At 73.8% G+C, this 19,307-nt stretch carries 14 protein-coding genes; 4 read left to right on the top strand and 10 right to left on the bottom strand.

The genetic code is table 11. The features are described 5' to 3' along the window. The first annotated feature begins 294 nt into the window (after positions 1 to 294). Complete coding sequence (locus ACZ7RU_RS29050; RefSeq protein ID WP_470343932.1) at positions 295 to 2,517, top strand: NADP-dependent isocitrate dehydrogenase; 2,223 nt, start codon at positions 295 to 297, stop codon at positions 2,515 to 2,517. 113 nt (positions 2,518 to 2,630) lie between these two features. Here ACZ7RU_RS29050 and ACZ7RU_RS29045 read toward each other — a convergent pair whose 3' ends face one another. Together ACZ7RU_RS29045 and ACZ7RU_RS29040 are read right to left on the bottom strand one after the other, a co-directional pair. Further along, entirely contained in the window at positions 2,631 to 3,218 is a 588-nt protein-coding gene (locus tag ACZ7RU_RS29045; protein WP_470343931.1) for a YdcF family protein, read from the bottom strand. Positions 3,219 to 3,379: 161 nt separating this feature from the next. After that, positions 3,380 to 4,408 carry a cytochrome c oxidase assembly protein gene (locus tag ACZ7RU_RS29040; RefSeq protein WP_470343930.1) on the bottom strand — a complete coding sequence of 343 codons (1,029 nt, stop codon included), beginning with the start codon at positions 4,406 to 4,408 and terminating at the stop codon, positions 3,380 to 3,382. 202 nt (positions 4,409 to 4,610) lie between these two features. Between ACZ7RU_RS29040 and ACZ7RU_RS29035 the strand changes: the two genes are divergently transcribed. After that, positions 4,611 to 5,576 carry an NAD-dependent epimerase/dehydratase family protein gene (locus ACZ7RU_RS29035; protein WP_470343929.1) on the top strand — a complete coding sequence of 322 codons (966 nt, stop codon included), beginning with the start codon at positions 4,611 to 4,613 and terminating at the stop codon, positions 5,574 to 5,576. Between the two features lie 99 nt (positions 5,577 to 5,675). Here the strand turns inward: ACZ7RU_RS29035 and ACZ7RU_RS29030 are convergent, their stop codons facing one another. The 5 genes from ACZ7RU_RS29030 to ACZ7RU_RS29010 all read right to left on the bottom strand — a co-directional run bounded on the left by ACZ7RU_RS29030 (position 5,676) and on the right by ACZ7RU_RS29010 (position 11,206). Then, on the bottom strand, positions 5,676 to 6,671 hold the full coding sequence (locus tag ACZ7RU_RS29030; protein ID WP_470343928.1) for a 2-hydroxyacid dehydrogenase: 996 nt from the start codon (positions 6,669 to 6,671) through the stop codon (positions 5,676 to 5,678). Positions 6,672 to 6,804: 133 nt separating this feature from the next. Next, positions 6,805 to 7,830 (bottom strand): 6-phosphofructokinase, encoded by a 1,026-nt coding sequence (locus ACZ7RU_RS29025; RefSeq protein WP_387759175.1) that lies wholly within the window; start codon positions 7,828 to 7,830, stop codon positions 6,805 to 6,807. 351 nt (positions 7,831 to 8,181) lie between these two features. Next, a complete protein-coding gene (locus ACZ7RU_RS29020; RefSeq protein ID WP_470343927.1) occupies positions 8,182 to 8,910 on the bottom strand; it encodes a type 1 glutamine amidotransferase in 729 nt (242 codons plus the stop codon). A gap of 46 nt (positions 8,911 to 8,956) precedes the next feature. Then, positions 8,957 to 10,219: a MurT ligase domain-containing protein gene (locus ACZ7RU_RS29015; RefSeq protein WP_387759178.1), complete on the bottom strand. Its 1,263-nt coding sequence runs from the start codon at positions 10,217 to 10,219 to the stop codon at positions 8,957 to 8,959. Positions 10,220 to 10,501: 282 nt separating this feature from the next. Then, positions 10,502 to 11,206 carry a GNAT family N-acetyltransferase gene (locus ACZ7RU_RS29010; RefSeq protein ID WP_470343926.1) on the bottom strand — a complete coding sequence of 235 codons (705 nt, stop codon included), beginning with the start codon at positions 11,204 to 11,206 and terminating at the stop codon, positions 10,502 to 10,504. A gap of 285 nt (positions 11,207 to 11,491) precedes the next feature. On the opposite strand from ACZ7RU_RS29010, the gene ACZ7RU_RS29005 reads away from it, so the two are divergent. Together ACZ7RU_RS29005 and ACZ7RU_RS29000 are read left to right on the top strand one after the other, a co-directional pair. Continuing rightward, positions 11,492 to 15,433 (top strand): non-ribosomal peptide synthetase family protein, encoded by a 3,942-nt coding sequence (locus tag ACZ7RU_RS29005; protein WP_470343925.1) that lies wholly within the window; start codon positions 11,492 to 11,494, stop codon positions 15,431 to 15,433. Positions 15,434 to 15,546: 113 nt separating this feature from the next. Next, positions 15,547 to 15,789: a hypothetical protein gene (locus tag ACZ7RU_RS29000; protein WP_470343924.1), complete on the top strand. Its 243-nt coding sequence runs from the start codon at positions 15,547 to 15,549 to the stop codon at positions 15,787 to 15,789. A gap of 107 nt (positions 15,790 to 15,896) precedes the next feature. Here ACZ7RU_RS29000 and ACZ7RU_RS28995 read toward each other — a convergent pair whose 3' ends face one another. From ACZ7RU_RS28995 to ACZ7RU_RS28985, 3 genes are all read right to left on the bottom strand, one after another. After that, positions 15,897 to 16,310: a hypothetical protein gene (locus ACZ7RU_RS28995; protein WP_470343923.1), complete on the bottom strand. Its 414-nt coding sequence runs from the start codon at positions 16,308 to 16,310 to the stop codon at positions 15,897 to 15,899. Between the two features lie 77 nt (positions 16,311 to 16,387). After that, positions 16,388 to 17,869, bottom strand: a complete 1,482-nt coding sequence (locus ACZ7RU_RS28990) for a pyridoxal phosphate-dependent decarboxylase family protein (RefSeq protein ID WP_470343922.1) — start codon at positions 17,867 to 17,869, stop codon at positions 16,388 to 16,390. 194 nt (positions 17,870 to 18,063) lie between these two features. Beyond that, complete coding sequence (locus ACZ7RU_RS28985; RefSeq protein WP_470343921.1) at positions 18,064 to 19,182, bottom strand: hypothetical protein; 1,119 nt, start codon at positions 19,180 to 19,182, stop codon at positions 18,064 to 18,066. Between the last annotated feature and the right edge of the window lie 125 nt (positions 19,183 to 19,307).

Below are 19,307 nucleotides of genomic sequence, written 5' to 3'. Positions count from 1 at the left end.
TCGCGCGTTGACGCACTCCTGACGTCCGGCTCACCCGGGTGGAGCAAACCACCGGTCGGGCGTTCCGCTTGCCACCCGCCCCGACCCGGACGACCGTGGAGTCCGCGCCCGCTCACACCTCGCTCCGTCCCCCGCCGCGACCGCCGGAACCGCCCCCGTCGCGGGGGCCGCCGCACCCGCCGCGGCACCCCCCGACGCGCCCGGTGGGCGCTCGGAGGCGGGGGGAGGTGGAGTCGGAGCCCCGTGACGAGATATCTTGACGTCAAGACGTTGGAGACGTGAAGCGGAGTACCGATGACTGACTCGACCATCATCTATACGCACACCGACGAGGCTCCGGCCCTGGCGACCTACTCGTTCCTGCCGGTGGTCCAGGCCTACGCCTCGACGGCGGGTGTGCGGGTGGAGACCCGCGACATCTCCCTGGCCGGGCGGATCATCGCGAGCTTCCCGGAGCGTCTGACCGAGGCGCAGCGGATCGGCGACGCCCTCGCCGAGCTGGGTGAGCTGGCCAAGACCCCGGGCGCCAACATCATCAAGCTGCCGAACATCTCGGCCTCGGTGCCGCAGCTCAAGGCCGCCATCGCCGAGCTCCAGGCCCAGGGCTACGCCCTGCCGGACTACCCGGACGACCCGCAGACCGACGAGGACAAGGACGTCCGCGCCCGTTACGACAAGGTCAAGGGCAGCGCCGTCAACCCGGTCCTGCGCGAGGGCAACTCGGACCGCCGCGCCCCGCAGTCGGTCAAGAACTACGCCAAGACCCACCCGCACCGCATGGGCGCCTGGTCGGCCGATTCCAAGACCAACGTCGCCACCATGGGTGAGAACGACTTCCGGTCCACCGAGAAGTCCGCCGTGATCGCCGCCGACGGTGCCCTGCGCATCGAGCTGCTCGGCGAGGACGGCACCACCACCGTGCTGCGCGAGAAGGTGCCGGTGCTGGCGGGCGAGGTCGTCGACGCCTCGGTGCTGCGCGTCGCCGCCCTGAACGAGTTCCTGGCCGCGCAGGTCGCCCGGGCCAAGGCCGAGGGCGTGCTGTTCTCGGTGCACCTCAAGGCCACCATGATGAAGGTCTCCGACCCGATCATCTTCGGCCACGTGGTCCGCGCCTTCTTCCCGAAGACCTTCGCCAAGTACGGCGAGGCGCTGGTCGCCGCCGGTCTGAACCCGAACAACGGCCTCGGCGGCATCCTGGCCGGCCTCGACAACGTGCCGCACCTGGGTGCCGAGATCAAGGCCTCCTTCGAGGCCGAGCTGGCCGAGGGCCCGGCCCTGGCCATGGTCGACTCCGACAAGGGCATCACCAACCTGCACGTGCCGAGCGACGTCATCGTCGACGCCTCGATGCCGGCCATGATCCGCACCTCCGGCCACATGTGGGGCCCGGACGGCAAGGAGGCCGACACCCTCGCCGTGCTGCCGGACAGCAGCTACTCCGGCGTGTACCAGGCCGTCATCGACGACTGCCGCGCCCACGGTGCCCTGGACCCGGCGACCATCGGCTCGGTGCCGAACGTCGGTCTGATGGCCCAGAAGGCCGAGGAGTACGGCTCGCACGACAAGACCTTCGAGATCGCCACCGCGGGCACCGTCCGCCTGGTCGACACCGAGGGCAACGTGGTGCTGGAGCAGGCCGTCCAGCCGGGCGACATCTTCCGCGCCTGCCAGACCAAGGACCTGCCGATCCAGGACTGGGTCAAGCTGGCCGTCACCCGCGCCCGCGCCACCGGCGTCCCGGCGGTGTTCTGGCTGGACGAGGACCGCGCCCACGACGCGGTGCTGATCGGCAAGGTCAAGCAGTACCTGCCGGAGCACGACACCGAGGGCCTGCAGATCGAGATCAAGTCGCCGGTCGAGGCCACCAAGTTCTCGCTGGAGCGCATCCGCCGCGGCGAGGACACCATCTCGGTGACCGGCAACGTGCTGCGTGACTACCTGACCGACCTGTTCCCGATCCTGGAGCTGGGCACCAGCGCCAAGATGCTGTCGGTCGTCCCGCTGATGGCGGGCGGCGGCCTGTTCGAGACCGGTGCCGGCGGCTCCGCCCCGAAGCACGTCCAGCAGCTGGTCAAGGAGAACTACCTGCGCTGGGACAGCCTGGGCGAGTTCTTCGCGCTGGCCGCGAGCTTCGAGCACCTGGCCAGCACCACCGACAACGCCCGCGCCAAGGTGCTGGCCGACACCCTGGACCGCGCCACCGGCACCTTCCTCAACGAGGACAAGTCGCCGAGCCGCCGCCTCGGTGGCATCGACAACCGCGGCAGCCACTTCTACCTGGCCATGTACTGGGCCCAGGAGCTGGCCAAGCAGGCCGACGACGCCGAGCTGGCCCAGGCCTTCGCCGGACTGGCCGCGACGCTGACCGAGCAGGAGTCGGCCATCGTCGAGGAGCTGATCGCCGTCCAGGGCGCGCCGGTCGACCTCGGCGGCTACTACCAGCCGGACGCGGCCAAGGCCGCCGCGGTGATGCGCCCGTCCAAGACCTTCAACGAGGCGCTCGCCAACCTCGGCTGAACCAGGGCGAGTTGAGCTGACGAAGGCCCCGGGTCCGATGCGGACCCGGGGCCTTCCGGCTGCTCGGGCACCGGCGGGCGGGGCGGGGTCCGCCGGGGGCCCGGACTCCCGGGTCAGGCGCGGCCGAGCAGGGCGAGGGCGGTGCCGACGGCCTCGCGCAGCAGCAGGTACGGGCCGTGTGCCAGCGGGCCGTCCGCGCCGAGCACGGCGGCGGGGACGCCGGCCCGGCGGGCGGCCAGGGCGGAGCGGACGGTGTGGAAGCCGTTGGTGACCACCGTGCAGCGGTAGCCGGGGCGCTCGGCGGCCATCAGGGCGGCGCTGAAGCGCAGGTTCTCGGCGGTGTTCACGGCCCGCTCCTCGCGCCGGATCCGCTCGGCCGGGACGCCCCGGGCGACCAGGTAGCGGGCCATCGCGGCGGCCTCGGTGCACTCCTCGTGCGGGCCCTTCCCACCGGTCACCAGGACCAGCGGGGCGTACCCGGCCTCCTCCTCGGCGGCGAAACGTTCCAGCGCTGCGTCCAGCCGGGCCGCCAGCGGGGGCGCGGGCTCGCAGCCCTCCAGCGCGGCGCCCAGCACCACCAGGTAGTCGGAGCCGGCCGGCGCGGGCCGACGGCGGTGGTGCAGCGCCAGGCCGAGGAAGCCGAGCAGCCAGAGCAGGACGGACCCGCAGAGCAGGACGGCGACGATCAACAGGACGTGCATGTCCGTTCGAACGCGTACGGCGGAACGACCGTTCCGGCGTCCGGCGCAACCGTCCGGCGCAACCGTCGTTCCGGGGCGGGCCGGAAACGGCGGAACCCCCGTTCCGCAGGTGGAACGAGGGTTCCCGGGGAACGGGGGTTCCGCGGTGGGCGGCGGCGGGCTCAGCCGGCCTCGGCCGCCGGGGCGGCGCCGGTGACCGGGGCCGGCTGAGCGGCAGGGGCGGTCGGAGCCGCGCCGCCCGCGCGCCGGTCGCGCTTGTGCAGCGAGGCCAGGTAGGCGTTGTACGCCTCCAGCTCGGCGTCGCCGGTGCGCTCCTCGGAGCGGTCGCGACGGCGGGCCTGCCGCTGCTCGGAGCCCATCCACTGGTAGACCAGCGCGATCAGCACGATCGCGGTCGGGATCTCGCCGAACGCCCAGGTGATCCCGCCGGCCAGCTTCTGGTCCTCCAGCAGGTTCGTCCCCGGTGGTGCGCCCTCCACGGTGAAGGTGGTGACCAGCGGGTGGCCGGCCATCATCACCGCCACGCCGAAGAAGGCGTGGAACGGCATCCCCATGAACAGCTCGATGATCCGCATCACGTGGCCGGGGCGGTGCGGGCCCGGGTCCACGCCCATGATCGGCCAGAAGAAGGCCAGACCGGTGAACAGGAAGTGCACCATCATGAAGATGTGCCCGAGGCGGTACTGCATCAGGAAGTCGAACAGCGGGGTGAAGTAGACCCCGTACAGGCTCGCGATGAACATCGGGATGGTGAACGCCGGGTGCGAGATGATCCGGACGTACCGGCTGTGCAGCAGCGCCACCAGCAGCTCGCGCGGCCCGCGCGGACGCCCCTTGCCGGTCGGGCGCAGCGCGCGCAGCGCCAGCGTGATCGGGGCGCCCAGCAGCAGCAGGATCGGGGTCAGCATGGAGAGCACCATGTGCTGGATCATGTGCGCGCTGAACAGCACCATGCCGTAGTCGTTCAGCCCGGTGCAGGTGACCAGCAGCATGCTGGCGACACCCGCCGCCCAGCCGACCATCCGGCCGACCGGCCAGCGGTCGCCGCGCCGGTACAGCCGCACCACGCCCGCCGCGTACAGCCCCAGGACGACCAGGCCGCCGAGCAGGAACACCCAGTCGGGGGACCAGTTCCAGACGTTCGACAAGCTGAACGGGCCTAGTCGGGTCATCCCGCCGTGGTGGTGCATTCCTGACATTCCGTCGCCCATCGGCGGGTCCCGCTTTCCGTCCTGGTGGTCCCTGGTGAGGGTCCGGTTCGCCCGTTTTGCTTGACATACAGCCTAGGTGGGCCTTACCTCGGGCCACCCGCCGCCCCCTCCGTACGGGTGTCTCCCCGCCGGTGCCGCCCGCTGGCTAGACTGACCGGCCGGTCGGCAGGGAGGCTCGGAGATGGCGACGGAGGACGGACCCGCGGCGCACCCCACGGTCGCGCTGACCGGGGCGACGGGTTTCATCGGGTCCGCCGTGCTGGCGGCCCTCGCGGCGCGCGGCGTCCGGGTGCGGGCGCTGGCCCGCAGACCGCCGCAGGAGGCCGCGCCGGGCCCCGCCTGGGTACCGGGCGACCTCGCCGACCCGGCGGCGCTCACGGAGCTCTGTACGGGCGCCGGGGCGCTGGTGCACCTCGCCTCCCGGGTCGACGGCGGCGCCGAGGAGTGCGAGGCGGTGAACGACCGGGGCACCGCCGCCCTGATGGCGGCCGCCACCCGCGCCGGGGTGCGGCGGATCGTCCACCTCTCCACGGCGGCGGTCTACGGCGAGGGCCCGCACGCGGGCGTCGAGGTGGACGAGGTGCCCCCCGCGCCGGTGTCCGAGGCCAGCCGCACCCGGCTGCTCGGCGAGCGCCACGCGCTGGCGGCCGGCGGGCACGTGCTGCGCCCCGGGCTGGTGACCGGGACCGGCGACCGCTGGGTGGTGCCCGCCCTGGCCGAGCTGGTCCGCCGGGTGCCGGTCCGCTGGGAGGGCGGCAGCAGCCGGCTCTCGATGGTGGACCGCGCCGACCTGGCACGGCTGATCACCGCGCTCGCCCTGGACGGGCACGCCGCCCCGCCGGGCGTCCACCACGCCTCCCACCCCGAACCGGTCCGCGGCGGCGACCTCCTCGACGCCCTGGCCGCCCTCGGCCTGCTGCCCGCCCCGTCCGGCCCGGCCGTGCCCTGGGAGGAGTGCCGCCGGCTGCTGGCCGCCGCGCCCGGCCGGGTCTCCGAGCGCCAGTTCGGCCTGATCGCCCGCGACCACTGGTACCGCAGCGAGCGGATCTGGCGCCTCGCCGCCTGCCCACCCGGCCCCGGCCCCCTGGCCCGCCTCCCGCAGGCCGCCGCCTGGTACCGCGAGGTGCTCGGCCGGGGGACGTCCTAGCCGGCCGCGTCGGTGCCGGCGGGTCGGCGTCCGGGGCCGTGGCGCGGCCGCAGGGTGTGGCGCGGAGGCGGGTCGGGGCCGAGGCCGCCCGGGGCCCGCTCAGTTCCTGGGCACCAGGGTGTTCTCGCTGGTGCGGCCGGCGGCGAAGTCGTCGATGTTGCGGGCGGTGGCGTCGATGATCTGGCCGACGGCGGTGCGGGTGAAGTAGGCCTGGTGGCTGGTGACCAGGACCTGGGGGAAGGTGACGAGGCGGGCGAGGACGTCGTCGGTGATGCCGTGGATCGAGCGGTCGGTGAAGAAGACGCCGGTCTCCTCCTCGTAGACGTCGAGGCCGACGCCGGAGAGGCGTCCGGCGCGCAGGGTCTCGACCAGGGCGGCGCTGTCGACCAGGCCGCCGCGGCTGGAGTTGATGAGGATGGCGTCGTCCTTCATCCGGGCGAGCGCGGCCCCGTCGATCAGGTGGCGGGTGGCCGGGAGGAGGGGGACGTGGAGGCTCACCAGGTCGGCGCGGCCGAGGAGTTCGGGCAGTTCGGTGTAGGTCATGCCGAGGTCGAGGCAGGCCGGGTTCCGCGCGATGTCCCAGCCGAGGAGTTCGGTGCCGAAGCCGGCGGCGATGCGGGCGAAGCACTCGCCGATCTTGCCGGTGCCGATGACGCCGACGGTCATGCCGTGGATGTCGCGGCCGAGGAGGCCGTCGAGGCGGAAGTCGAACTCGCGGGTGCGGTTGGCGGCGCGGGTGAGCCGCCGGTTGACCGCCAGGGCGAGCGTCCAGGCGTGTTCGGCGACCGAGTACGGGCTGTACTGGGAGACTCGGGCGACGGTGAGGCCGAGTTCGGCGGCGGCGTCGAGGTCGATGTTGTTGAAGCCGGTGGAGCGCTGGGCGACCAGTTCGGTGCCGCCCGCAGCCAGGACGGCGAGGGTCTCGGCGTCGAGGACGGCGTTGACGCTGCTGCTGACGGCCGGGTAGCCGGCGGCGAGCGGGGCGGTGTCGCGGTTGAGGAACACGTCCAGGCAGCGCAGGGCGTGCCGGCCCGCGAAGGCCTGCTCCAGCAACGGCCGTTCGTCGGCCTGCACCCCGTACGCGAGGATCTCCATCTCCGGTCCCTCCGGTCGGCTCCTGCGGCCACGCTAGCGGGCCGGGCCGGGCGCCGCCCACCGGGCGCGGGCAGCGCGGGGCCCCCGGACCGCGCGGTGCGGGGGCCGGGGGCCTGGGGAGGGCGGCGGACGGTCAGATGACCGTCTCGGCCTCCAGGTAGCGGTCCTGCGGCACGGTCTTCAGCTCGGCGACCGCCTCGGCCAGCGGCACCAGGTTGATGTTGGTGCCCTGGAGCGCGGTGATGTGCCCGAAGGCGCCCTTGTGGACGGCCTCGACGGCGTGCCAGCCGAAGCGGGTGGCGAGCACCCGGTCGTAGGCGGTCGGGGTGCCGCCGCGCTGGGTGTGGCCGAGGATCACCGGGCGGGCCTCCTTGCCGAGGCGGTGCTCCAGCTCGCGGGAGAGCTGGGTGGCGATGCCGGTGAACCGCTCGTGGCCGTAGATGTCCTTGGTGCCCTCCTCCCAGTGCATGGTGCCGGGCTCGGGCTTGGCGCCCTCGGCGCAGACCACGATGGCGAACTTCTTCTGGCGGTCGAAGCGTTCGCGGACGACGTCGGTGAGCTTGTCGATGTGGAACGGGCGCTCCGGGACGACGATGGCGTGGGCGCCGGCCGCCATGCCCGCGTTCAGCGCGATCCAGCCGGTGTGCCGGCCCATGACCTCGACGACCATGACCCGCTGGTGGGACTCGGCGGTGGTCTTCAGCCGGTCCAGCGCCTCGGTGGCCACCGAGACGGCGGTGTCGAAGCCGAAGGTCACGTCGGTGGCGGCGATGTCGTTGTCGATGGTCTTCGGCACGCCGACGATCGGCAGGCCCGCGTCGCTCATCAGCTTGGCGGCCTTCAGGGTGCCCTCGCCGCCGATCGGGATGACCGCGTCCAGACCGAGGTCGGAGCAGTACTTCCGGGCCCGTTCGACGCCGTCCCGCAGGTGGCTCGGCTGAACCCGGGAGGAACCGAGGATGGTGCCGCCCTGGGCCAGGATGCCGCTCACCGAGTCCAGGGTGAGGGGACGGTGGTGGCCCTCCAGGAATCCGCGCCACCCGTCCTCGAACCCGATGATCTCGTCGCCGTGGTCGACCACCCCCCGGTGGACCACGGAACGGATCACCGCGTTCAGGCCGGGGCAGTCACCGCCGCTGGTCAGCACTCCGATACGCATTAGCTTTGCAACTCCCGAGCAGAACCGAGGAACGGCCGGACTACAGGCTGGGACGACGAGCCGTCACCGTAACGGGGCGCTCCCACACCGTGGTGGCGGGGAGGTGGCCGTGGGGTGAAGGACCGGCCGATCCGGACGAAATGCCCGAAAACGGCCGCGAAGTCGAGCATACGGCCCCTGGTCCGGCCGGGCAGGAGCCGACGCGGGAGCGGCGCCGTCGGCGCCCCCGCGCGGAATTGCAGCCTGCTGCCGAGGAGGGTGTGCAGTAGGCAGCCCCATTGTGGTACGTCCGGGGCCGCCCGCGGACCGGGTGACCGCATGGCGGGCACCCGGCCGGGGCGTACGGATGTACTACTGGGGGCGCGTCGCGGCCGCGATGCGCTCGGCGCGCAGCGCGTCGTACCAGGTGGTGTCGGCCGGCGGCAGGGCGCTGACGTCCAGCGCCAGCTTCAGCAGCATGTCGGCCACGGCGGGGTTGCGGGCCAGCACCGGGCCGTGCAGGTAGGTGCCGAACACGGTGTCCCGCCAGGCGCCCTCGGTGCCGTCGCCGGTGCCGTTGCCCCGGCCGACGTTGACGGTGGCGAAGGGCTGCACGCCCTGGCCGAGGTGGGTGACGCCCTGGTGGTTCTCGAAGCCGGTCAGCTGCGGCAGGCCGAGCCGGGGGTCGACGTCGGCGAGCACGTCGCCGACGCAGCGGGCGCCCTCGCCGCGGGTGGTCCAGACGTCCAGCAGGCCCAGGCCCGGCTCGCGCTCACCGAGGTCGTTGATGAACTCGTGGCCCATGATCTGGAAGCCGGCGCAGACGCCGAAGATGATCGCGCCGTTCTCGGCGGCCCGCACCAGGCCGCTGTCGGCGCGCAGCCGCTCGGCGGCCAGGCGCTGCGGGCGGTCCTCGCCGCCGCCGATCAGGTAGATGTCGCCGCTGGTGGGGATCGCCTGGTCGGAGCGGACGTCGATCCGGGTCACGTTGAGGTGGCGCTGGCGGGCCCGGCGCTCCACGACCAGGGCGTTGCCCCGGTCGCCGTAGGTGCTGAGCAGGTCCGGGTAGACCCAGACCACGCGCAGGCTGCTCTCACTCATCCTCGAAGGCCTTCCGTCACGTAAAGACTGGTGTGCGGGCGCGGCATCAGCCGGCCACGACCTTCCGCAGCTGCTGGAAGGCGGTGTAGTTGGCGATGGCCTCGATCCGGCCGGGCGGGGCCATCCGGACAGCCTGCTCCAGGGTGTCCACGACGTGGAACTGGAGCCCGGCGACCTCCAGGCGGACGGCCAGGTCCAGCTTGCGCTGGCCCATCACGAAGACCGGGTGCCCGGCGAGGCGCTCGTAGTCGACGTCCCACAGCCACGAGGTGTCGGTGCCGTCGGCGTCGAGGGCGTTGACGGAGAGGATCACCGGGGCGGGCGGGCCGTCGATCAGCGAGAAGGTCTCCAGCCAGCCGGCCGGGTTCTTGGCGAGCAGCAGGCGGATGTCCCGGCCCTGGTACTGGACCACGTCGTAGCGGCCGGCCACGGCGGCCACCGAGCGCATCCGCTCCAGGGCGACCTGCGGGGCGACGCCGAACACGGCGGCGACGGCGGCCGAGCTGGTGGCGTTGGCCAGGTTGGCCCGGCCGGGCAGCTGGAGCTGGATCGGCCAGGCGCCGCGCTGCGGGTCGATCACGTGGGTGCCCTGGAGCGCCCAGTGCGGGTTGGGCCGGCGGAAGCCGCAGTCCTGGCAGAACCAGTCCTCGCCGGGGCGCTGCATCACGCCGCCGCAGGCGGGGCAGGACCAGGCGTCCTCCTTCCAGGCCTGGCCGGCGGCCACCCAGACCACCTTCTTGCAGGAGGAGGCGGCCCAGGTCACCAGCGGGTCGTCGGCGTTGGCGATGACCACGGCCTCGGTGTTCTGGAGGCCCTCGCGCCACTTCTCGGCCATCATCCGGGTCTCGGCGGCGCGGTCGAGCTGGTCGCGGGAGAGGTTGAGCAGGGCGATCGCCTTGGGGCGGGTGTCGCGGGCGACCATCGCCAGGTACTTCTCGTCGACCTCGATCACGCCGAAGCGGGCGTCCGTGCCGCCGGCCAGGGCGGAGGTGATGCCGGCGGGCATGTTGGCGCCCAGGGCGTTGGAGACCACCGGGCCGGCGGCGCGCAGCGCCTCGGCGATCAGGCGGGTGGTGGTGGTCTTGCCGTTGGTCGCGCTGACCAGGACGACGTCGAGGTGGTCGGCGAGGGTGGCGAGCAGGTCGGGGTCGAGCTTGAGGGCGACCTTGCCGCCGATCACCGAGCCGCTACCGCGCCCGGCCTTGCGCGACACGGCGGCGGCGACCCGGCCGGCGGTGACCGCGATCTTGGCGCGTGCCGGCAGCGAGGCGTCGCGTGCGCCTGTGGGCTCCGATTCGGTGCCTGCCATGCTCAGTGGTTCCTCCTTGCTGCGGCACCACCCGTGGCCGGATAACGGGCCGTCGGGCGGCGGGGACGGGGATCAGCCTACCGACTCCGTCGCCCGACCGGACGAACCGGACCCCACGCCGCCTGCTGCGACGCGTTCGCGGGTACTGCTGACGGCCCGTCAAGGAGGGCGGTGTACGGAGCGACCCCGAGGGATCGGCTCCAACCCCTTGCTGCTTGACGACGCTCCACGGGCACCGCCGGGTTCCCGGGGCGGCCGGGTGAGGATCTGGTGAAGAAATGATCAGTGGCCCGGACGGTGGGCGCGATCGGCCGGATCCCCGGCGGCCAGCGCGGCAGTGATCACCAGGGTGCCGTCCTCGGCCCGGAAGTCCAGCGGCGCGTCCAGCCGTCGCATCGCGGCGATCAGCCCGGTGTTGCCGCCCTGGGTCACCGCGTACGCCGTCCGGACGCCGGCCGCCCGGGCCGCCGCCGACAGCCGCCGCAGCAGCGCCAGGCCCAGCCCGCGCCGCTGCCAGGCGTCCTCGACCAGGACGGCCAGCTCGGCCTCGTCGTCGTCCCACATCAGGTGCCCGAGCGCGACGACCCGCCCGTCCGGGGCGGTCACCGCGTAGCTGCGGCCGTGCCGGGGGTCCAGCAGGTGGTCCAGGTAGCGGCCGGCGTCGCGGACCGGGCCGTGGTAGCGCTGCCGCAGGGAGTCGGGGGAGCAGCGGCCGTGCATCGCCAGCGCCGCCGCCCGGTCGGCCGGCCCCGCCGGGCGTAGCAGCAGCTCCGTCCCGTCCGGCGGGGACAGCCGGGACGGGGCCTCCGGGGCCTGGCCGGCGGGACGGGCCGCGGGCGGGTGCGGGTGCGGTCGGGCGGTCCGGTACGGGCCGCCGGTGAGCGCGGGCAGCCGGGTGGCCTGGCCCTCGGGCGCCGCGCACCTGCGGTCGGACCTGCGGAAGGGCCGGTGCCAGAGCCGTTCGGGGCGAGTGCGTGATGCCGTCATGCCGCCGACGCTACCGACGGTGCGCTTCCGCTCGGTTACGTGACCGTGAACGGCCGAATGCCCTGCGGCCGGGCCTGGCGGTGGGACACCGGGCCGGGCGGCGGTGGGACCGGCCCGGGACACGCCCGGGACCGGGGGCGGGTCGGCCGGGACGGCGTCGGCGCAGGTCACGACCGGTGCCTCAGGCGGCCGGGACGGCGGGCGGCCGACGGTGGACGACATACCCGGCGCCCCTGGTGAGCAGGAGACCGGGCCCCGTACGTCCACCCACCGAAGGCCGTTTCCATGCGCAACACCCCGTCCGTCCCCACCACCGGCACCTCCACCTCGACCTCCACCGAAACCGCCACCCCTGCCGTCCCGCACGCCCGCCGCGTGCAGGTCGGCACCGCGCTCACCGGGCTGCTCGACCGGCAGGCGGGCACCCGGCCCGGCTCGCCGGCCGTCCTCGGCGAGGGCGGCGGCCTCACCTTCCAGGAGCTGTCCGCGACCGCCCGCCGACTGGCCGCGCGGCTGCGCCGCCTGGGCGCCGGCCCGGACGGCTGCGTCGGCCTGTACGTCGAGCCGTCCGTCGAGCTGGTCGCCGGGGCCTGGGGCGTGCTGTACGCCGGGGCCGGCTACCTGCCGCTGTCGCCCGAGTACCCCGAGGAGCGGCTGCGCTACATGATCGAGGACAGCGGCACCCGGATCGTGCTGACCCAGGCGCACCTGCGCGAGCGGCTGGCCGCGCTGGTCCCGGCCGGGACGGCGGTGGTCACCTTCGAGGACGCCCCGCAGGTCGAGGACGCCCCGCCGGTGCGGGACACGGCGCAGGAGGAGGCCGTCGAGCCGGAGTCGCTGGCCTACGTGATCTACACCTCGGGCAGCACCGGCCGGCCCAAGGGCGTGATGATCGAGCACCGCTCGGTGGTCTCCCAGCTGCGCTGGATGCACTCCGCCGGGCACCTCGACCCCGAGGTCACCGTGCTGCAGAAGACCCCGATGAGCTTCGACGCCGCGCAGTGGGAGATCCTCGCCCCGGCCGTCGGCGCCCGGGTGGTGGCCGGCACGCCCGGCCTCCACCGGGACCCGGAGGCGCTGGTCGCCGCCGTCCGGCGGCACCGGGTGACCGCGCTCCAGTGCGTGCCCACCCTGCTCCGGGCGCTGCTGGACACCGAGGGCTTCACCGACTGCACCGGCCTGACCCGGCTGTTCTCCGGCGGCGAGGCGCTCTCCCGGCGGCTCGCCCGCGAGCTGGGGCAGGCCCTGCCGCAGGCCGCGCTGGTCAACCTGTACGGCCCGACCGAGTGCACCATCAACGCCACGTCGCACCTGGTCGACCCAGCCGACCCGGCCGACGGCGCCGGCTCGGTGCCGATCGGCCGGCCGGTGGCCGACACCCGGTGCTACGTCCTCGACGAGGAGCTGGTGCCGGTGGCCGCCGACGGCGTCGGCGAGCTGTACATCGGCGGCGTCCAGCTGGCCCGCGGCTACCTGAACCGCCCGGAGCTGACCGCGGAGCGGTTCGTCCGCTCCCCGTTCGCCGCCGACGAGCGGCTCTACCGCACGGGCGACCTCGTGCGGTGGAACCCGGACGGCACCCTCCAGTTCGCCGGCCGGGTGGACAACCAGGTCAAGCTGCGCGGCTACCGGGTCGAGCTGGACGAGATCGCCCGCGCGATCGAGGAGCACACCTGGGTGCGCCGCTCGGCCGCGGTCGTCACCGGGGACGACCGCACCGGGCACCCGAGCCTGGTCGCCTGCGTGGAGCTCAACCCGCGCGAGGCCGCCCTGATGGACCAGGGCAACCACGGCGGCCACCACCAGTCCAAGGCCAGCAAACTCCAGGTCAGGGCCCAGCTGTCGGACCCGGGCCTGCGCGAGCCGGCCCGGCTGGCGGGCCGCGAGCGGGTCGAACTGCCCGGCCGGAAGGAGACCGAGGCCCAGCGCCGGGAGGCCTTCGCCCGCAAGACCTACCGCTTCTACGACGGTGGCACGGTCACCCGGGACGACCTCACCGCCCTGCTCGCCCCTCGCCCGCCCGGCACCTTCGGCCGCGACCTGGCACTGCTGAGCCTGCCCGAACTCGGCCGCGTCCTGCGGTGGTTCGGCCAGTTCCACAGCGAGGAGCGGCTGCTGCCGAAGTACGCCTACGCCTCGCCCGGCGCGCTGTACGCGACCCAGCTGTACCTGGAGACCGGCGGCCTGGACGGGCTCGCGGCCGGGCTGTACTACTACCACCCGGTCGAGCACGTCCTGGTCCGGATCGGGCCCGCCGAGCCGCGGTCCGAGGCGTACCTGACGCTGCACTTCTCCGGGAAGCACGGTGCCATCGAGCCGGTCTACCGGAACAACATCCGGGAGGTGCTGGAGTTCGAGACCGGCCACATGCTGGGCGTCCTGGAGGAGGTGCTGCCCGAGTACGGGCTGGACGTGCGCCCGCTCGGCCTCGACCCGGCGGTCCGGGAACGGCTGGACGTCGCCGAGGAGGACCACTACCTGGGCGGCTTCGCGGTCGTCCGGGCCGACGCCGCGGCACGGGCCGAAGGCGCCACCGAGCTGTACGTCCAGGCCCACGAGGACCGGGTGGACGGACTGCCGGGCGGCCTCTACCGGTACGCCGAGGGCGAGTTGACGCACGTCTCGGACGCGGTGGTGGAGTCCCGGCACGTGATCGCGATCAACCAGGCCGTCTACGCCCGGGCCGCGTTCGGCATCACCGCCGTCAGCCGCGCCGAGGAGGAGTGGCTGGAGTACATCGCGCTCGGCGCGGTGCTGCACCGCCTCCAGCGCAACGGCCTGGGCCTGGGCTTCATGTCCTCCGGCTACAGCTCCAGGTCCGGCCACCCGCTGCCCGCCTCGCGCCGCATCGACGAGATCCTGGCCGGTCGCGGCATCACCCCCGGGCCGTCGTACTTCTTCCTCGGCGGCAAGGTGAGCGAGGAGCAGGTCCGCAGCGAGGGCATGCACGAGGACACCGTCCACATGAAGGGCCCGGCCGAGATCATCAAGGACGAACTGGCCAACCTGCTGCCCGACTACATGCTGCCCAACCGGGTGCTGGTGGTGGACGCCCTGCCGCTCACCGCGAACGGCAAGGTGGACCTCAGGGCCCTGGCCGCCTCCGAGGCCGTCCGCACGGCCGACGTGCGCGGCGAGTACGTCGCCCCGGCCACCGACCACGAGCGGTGGCTGGCCGGGGCGTGGGGGAGGGCGCTGAAGTACGAGGACGTGTCGGTGACGGACGAGTTCTTCGCCGTCGGCGGGAACTCGCTGATCGCCGTCGCCCTGGTCAACCGGATCAACCGCGAGTTCGGCGTCACGCTGCCGCTCCAGGTGCTGTTCGAGTGCCCCCGGCTGGGCGACCTGGCCGCGCGCATCGAGCGGGCCCGCGGCGCGGCCGGCGCCCAGGCGCCCGGCTCCCGGCTGATACCGCTGCACCCGGGCGAGTCCGGCCGACCGGTGTTCTGCTGGCCCGGGCTGGGCGGCTACCCGATGAACCTGCGGCTGCTCGGCCGGGAGGCCGGCGCGGGCCGGGCGTTCTACGGGATCCAGGCGCACGGCATCAACCCCGGCGAGACGCCGTACCCGACCATCCGGGAGATGGCCGCCGCCGACGTCGCCGAGCTGCGCCGGGTGCAGCCGGAGGGCCCGTACACGCTGTGGGGCTTCTCCTTCGGCGCCCGGGTCGCCTTCGAGGCGGCCTGGCAGCTGGAGCGGGCCGGCCGGCGGGTGGAGCGGCTGCTGCTGATCTGCCCCGGCAACCCGAAGGTGCGCCAGGACGACGGCCGGCAGTGGGGCCGCGAGGCCTCGTACGCCAACCCGGCGTACCTGACCATCCTGTTCGGGGTGTTCACCGGCCGGATCAGCGGTCCGGAGCTGGAGCGCTGCCTGGCCGGGACGACGGACGAGCCGACCTTCGTCGCGGCCGTGCACCGGCTGCTGCCGGAGCTGGACGAGGAGCTGATCCGGCGGATCGCCGGGATCGTCGGGGAGACCTACGAGTTCGAGTACAGCTTCCGCGAACTCGCCGAGCGGCGGCTGGACGCGCCGGTGACCGTCTTCAAGGCCGCGGGCGACGACTACTCCTTCATCGAGGGCAGCACCGGCTACTCGGCCGCCCCGCCCACCGTGGTCGACCTGGCCGGCGACCACTACGGGGTGCTGCGGGAGCACGGGGTGGCCGAGCTGGCCGCCGCGATCCGGGAGGTGGAGCGGACGGTGCCCGGCGATCTCCCGGGCCGCTGATCGGATGATCAGACACGCTCACGGATGGCCCAGGATCCGTGAGCGGGGGCGCCCCTTCGGATAGGGATGGCTCGGCTCTCCGCCGATCCCGTCCCGATCCGAAGGGGTTCGCTGTGTTCCAGAAGTCCGTACGGGCCGTCGCCTGTTGCGCGTTGTTCCTCGTCGCCCCGGTCGCGCTCGCCCAGCCCGCCGCCGCCGTCTCCTCCTCCGCCGTCACCTCCTCCTCCGACGGCAACGGCCCGAAGACCCCGGAGGAGGCCGCGACCTGCAAGGCCGTCACCAGCGCCCTGCTCGGCGGCTTCGGCTCGATGCTGGGCAACGCGGTGTGCGTCGTGCAGCCCGCCCAGAAGGGCTGAGCCGCGCACGACCCGTCAGCGCGCGGACTCCCCGGAAGGGGGGCGTCCGCGCGCTGACGCGCATCCGGCGCCCTGAACACCGTGCTGACCGTCGCGCCGCGCGCCGGTCAGGCGATCCGGGTGGGGGCGTCCTGGACGGTGTGGCCGGTGGTGGTGAGGAGGTCGGCGAGGTCCGTCGGGGTGACGGAGTGGGGGGTGCGGAGGAAGAGCTCCTCGGGGTGGAGGGAGAGCAGGGTGATCCGGTGGTCGGCGAGGGCCGCGGGGGTGTGGGCGAGCGCCGTGGTGCGGACCCGCCACACGGTCGTCGGGGGCGGCGCGTGGGGTGACCACCAGGTGTGGAACAGGGCGGTGGCGAGCAGCGCGAGGGCGGAGGTGGCCAGGACGACCGGGCCGTCCGGGCCGTCCACCACGAGCTTGGCGATGAGGTCGGCGGCGGTGACGGAGAGGAAGACGGCGGCGAGTTCGACCGTGTCGCGGCGCCAGTGGTGGGCACGGCGCACGGTGGGCTTCGAGTGCTCCATGGCCACTACCGTGCCCGACCGGTGTTTCCCGGCCGCGAGCCGGTCGTGACCTGCTGGTTAAGATCCGTCGCGGTGTGTTACGGGAGCAGTTCGCAGGCGGCGGCCTTGACCTCGGCGAGCAGCAGGTGGAGGTCCTCCTCCGTCGTGGTGGCGTTGAGGAGGCAGGCGCGGAGCATCTCGTGCCCGCCGAGCCTGGCGCCGGTGACGAAGACCCGGCCGCGCCGCTGGACGGCGACGGGGAGGTCGCGGTTGAGGGCGTCGCGGGCGGCCGCGTCCAGGCCCGGGGCGCGGTGGCGGAACGCCACGATCGAGGTCTGCACCTCGGCGAGCAGCTCCAGCTCCCCGTCCGCCTCGACGAGTTCGCCGAGCCGGCGGGCCAGGGCGGTGCAGTGGGCGATGTCCCGGGCGAGGCCGGTGCGGCCCTTGTGGGCGATGGTGGCCCAGACCTTGAGGGCCCGGAACGGGCGGGTCTGCTCGGTGCCGTACTCGGCGAACCAGCCGAGCGAGCCGGCCGCCTCGTCGCGCAGGTAGGACGGGACGAGGCTGAAGGTGCCGCGCAGCTCCTCGGTGTCGCGGACCAGCGCGCAGCCGCAGTCGACCGGGACGCCGAGCCACTTGTGCGGGTCGAGGGCGAGGGAGTCGGCGCGCTCCAGGCCGGCGTAGCGGTGGGCGATGGCCGGGTCGAGCCGGCCGAAGGCGCCGTACGCGCCGTCCACGTGCAGCCAGAGGCCCTGCTCCTCGCAGAGGTCGGCGATCGGGTCGAACGCGTCCACCGCGCCGGCGCCGACGGTGCCGGCCGAGGCGACCACCAGGAAGGGCAGCAGTCCGGCCGCTCGGTCGCGCTCGACGGCCGAGCGCAGGTCGGCGAGGTCCAGCCGGCCGTCGGGGCCGGTGGCCACGGTGCGCAGGTGCCTGCTGCCGAGGCCGAGGAGCTCGGCGGCCTTGCGGACGCAGGAGTGGGTCTCGCCGGTGACGTAGCCGACCAGCGGCGGCAGGCCGGACAGGCCCTCCTCGCGGACGTCCCGGCCGGCCCGCCGGGCGGCGCGGTTGCGGGCGGCGGCGAGGCAGACGATGGTCGCCATCGACGTGCCGGAGGTGAGCAGGCCGCCGCCGGCCGGGTGCGGGAAGCCGACCAGCTCGGCGATCCAGCGGACCACGGCGCGTTCCAGGTGGACGTCGGCGTGGTCGCCGCCGGCCGAGCTGGGGTTCATCGCGGAGGCGGCGAGGGTGGCGAGCACTCCGGCGGGCGCGGGGGCGGAGTTGACCCAGCCGAAGAAGCGCGGGTTGCCGTTGCCCATCGGGTACGGCAGGACGTCCCGGCCGATGGCGCCGATCAGCTCGTCGAGCGGGCGGCCCTCGGCGGGCAGCGGGGCGTCGAGCAGGGCCCGGCGGGCGGTCTCGTCCATGGGCTGCCAGACCGGGCGCCCGGGCAGGTCGGCGAGGTAGTCGGAGACCAGGTCGGCGGTGGCGTGGGCGGCCCGGCGGAAGTCGGTGGCGGGGGCGGTCCGGCGGGAGTCGGTGCCGGGGCGGTCGGTGCCGGGGAAGTCCTCGGTGGTCATGGCGTGCTCCAGGGAGGCCGGGGGACGGGCGGGGCGAGGCGCGGCGTCCTTGGCGCACCCTGATCAGGCGATGATCGGGCGATCCTACGCAAACGGGCCCGCGCCGTGCGGCGCGGGCCCTCATGGTGAGACCGGGGAGGCGGTCCGGGGACCGGGGGGTCCAGGGGGAGAGTGGTCCGGGGGACCGGCGGACGTCAGTCCAACGAGCTGGACAGGCCGCTCGCCGAGCGGCAGTAGCCCTGCATCTCCTTGTTGGTGATCTTGGCGCAGAGCCGGCCGGCCGCGCCCCCGTCCGTGTAGTTGACCGTGTAGTAGCTGACCAGGCCCTCGGCGCAGGCCTTGCGCTGCCAGCCGTCGGCGGCGGTGGCGCACTGCTCGGCGGCCCAGTCCTCGCGGTCCAGGTTGTACTTCATGGTGCGCGAGCCGACACCGCGGCTGCAGTCCACCGCCCCGCCGCTGGCCTTGCCGTTGAGGCACCACTTGAGGGCCTCGGCGTAGACCTCGGGGTGGTTCGGGTAGTCGTGCGAGGACAGGAAGAAGGTCGGGGCGTAGAAGAAGCAGGCGGACTGGAACAGCGCCGGCTGGTCCTTGCACGGGTAGAGCGGGTCCTGGGCGAGCTTGTCGGCGGGCAGGTTGGCCTTGGCCTGCTCGTCCTCCTCGTCCGGGCCGAAGAGCTGCATGAACAGGCCCTCGGAGCAGCGGATCCGGTTCTGGTCGGAGGGGAACTTGTTGCACAGGTCGCGCGCCTTGGCGACGTCCTGCTTGACCACGAACATGGTGCCGTGGCCGACGCCGTGGATGCAGGGCCCGGAGTTCTTGGGCGCGCAGAGCTTGAGCAGGTCCGTCTCGGGCTGGGCGGAGGCGTTGAGCATCTCCTCGACCGCGCCGTGCAGGTAGCCGGCCGCGCAGGTCTCGTGCGGGAAGGAGATGACCTTCTGGAAGTCGGCGTTGAAGCGCTTGACCGCCGCGTGGCCGAGCTCGTGCGCGATCGGGTGGCAGAAGCGCACGGTGTACGGCTTCTCCTTGCTGATCTTGTCGAGGTCGGCCAGGGCGACGCCGGGGTCGGTGGCGTCCATCTCGGCCATCAGCTTGTTGCGCAGGGTGGAGCGGGTCCACACCGCCGGGTCGCCGGTCGGGGTGGCGCTCGCGGGGCCGGCCGCGGCCGGCTGGGCGCCGGCGGCGGAGGTCCCTGGGGCGGCGGCGGGCTGGGTCGCGGTGGCCGCCGCGGGCGACCAGTCGGTGACGGCCACCGACCCCAGGCCCAGGACGCCCAGGAGCAGGGCGGTGAGAATCGCGAAGACTCGCGGCTGCATGACGGGATCCCCCGGCGGATCGAGGTGAACGTTTCGCTCCCATCCTGACGGCACGTGAGCGGGTGGTCCGCGAATTCGCCCGCCATTCGGGAGGTGTCGGCGACGCTACCGCACCGTGGGACCGC

It is taken from the genome of Kitasatospora sp. NPDC114501 (genome assembly GCF_055633695.1).
Note: the sequence above shows the minus strand (reverse complement) of the source record. Positions and strands in the feature narration are given on the sequence as shown.

What these genes read in the sequence shown, in the direction of transcription:
- ACZ7RU_RS29035 (WP_470343929.1), top strand. Translation starts at nt 4,611, where the DNA reads ATGGCGACGGAGGACGGACCCGCGGCGCACCCCACGGTCGCGCTGACC.
- ACZ7RU_RS29040 (WP_470343930.1), bottom strand. Translation starts at nt 4,408, where the DNA reads ATGCACCACCACGGCGGGATGACCCGACTAGGCCCGTTCAGCTTGTCG.
- ACZ7RU_RS28990 (WP_470343922.1), bottom strand. Translation starts at nt 17,869, where the DNA reads ATGACCACCGAGGACTTCCCCGGCACCGACCGCCCCGGCACCGACTCC.
- ACZ7RU_RS29030 (WP_470343928.1), bottom strand. Translation starts at nt 6,671, where the DNA reads ATGGAGATCCTCGCGTACGGGGTGCAGGCCGACGAACGGCCGTTGCTG.
- ACZ7RU_RS29025 (WP_387759175.1), bottom strand. Translation starts at nt 7,830, where the DNA reads ATGCGTATCGGAGTGCTGACCAGCGGCGGTGACTGCCCCGGCCTGAAC.
- ACZ7RU_RS29045 (WP_470343931.1), bottom strand. Translation starts at nt 3,218, where the DNA reads ATGCACGTCCTGTTGATCGTCGCCGTCCTGCTCTGCGGGTCCGTCCTG.
- ACZ7RU_RS29020 (WP_470343927.1), bottom strand. Translation starts at nt 8,910, where the DNA reads ATGAGTGAGAGCAGCCTGCGCGTGGTCTGGGTCTACCCGGACCTGCTC.
- ACZ7RU_RS28985 (WP_470343921.1), bottom strand. Translation starts at nt 19,182, where the DNA reads ATGCAGCCGCGAGTCTTCGCGATTCTCACCGCCCTGCTCCTGGGCGTC.
- ACZ7RU_RS29050 (WP_470343932.1), top strand. Translation starts at nt 295, where the DNA reads ATGACTGACTCGACCATCATCTATACGCACACCGACGAGGCTCCGGCC.
- ACZ7RU_RS29005 (WP_470343925.1), top strand. Translation starts at nt 11,492, where the DNA reads ATGCGCAACACCCCGTCCGTCCCCACCACCGGCACCTCCACCTCGACC.
- ACZ7RU_RS29010 (WP_470343926.1), bottom strand. Translation starts at nt 11,206, where the DNA reads ATGACGGCATCACGCACTCGCCCCGAACGGCTCTGGCACCGGCCCTTC.
- ACZ7RU_RS28995 (WP_470343923.1), bottom strand. Translation starts at nt 16,310, where the DNA reads ATGGAGCACTCGAAGCCCACCGTGCGCCGTGCCCACCACTGGCGCCGC.
- ACZ7RU_RS29015 (WP_387759178.1), bottom strand. Translation starts at nt 10,219, where the DNA reads ATGGCAGGCACCGAATCGGAGCCCACAGGCGCACGCGACGCCTCGCTG.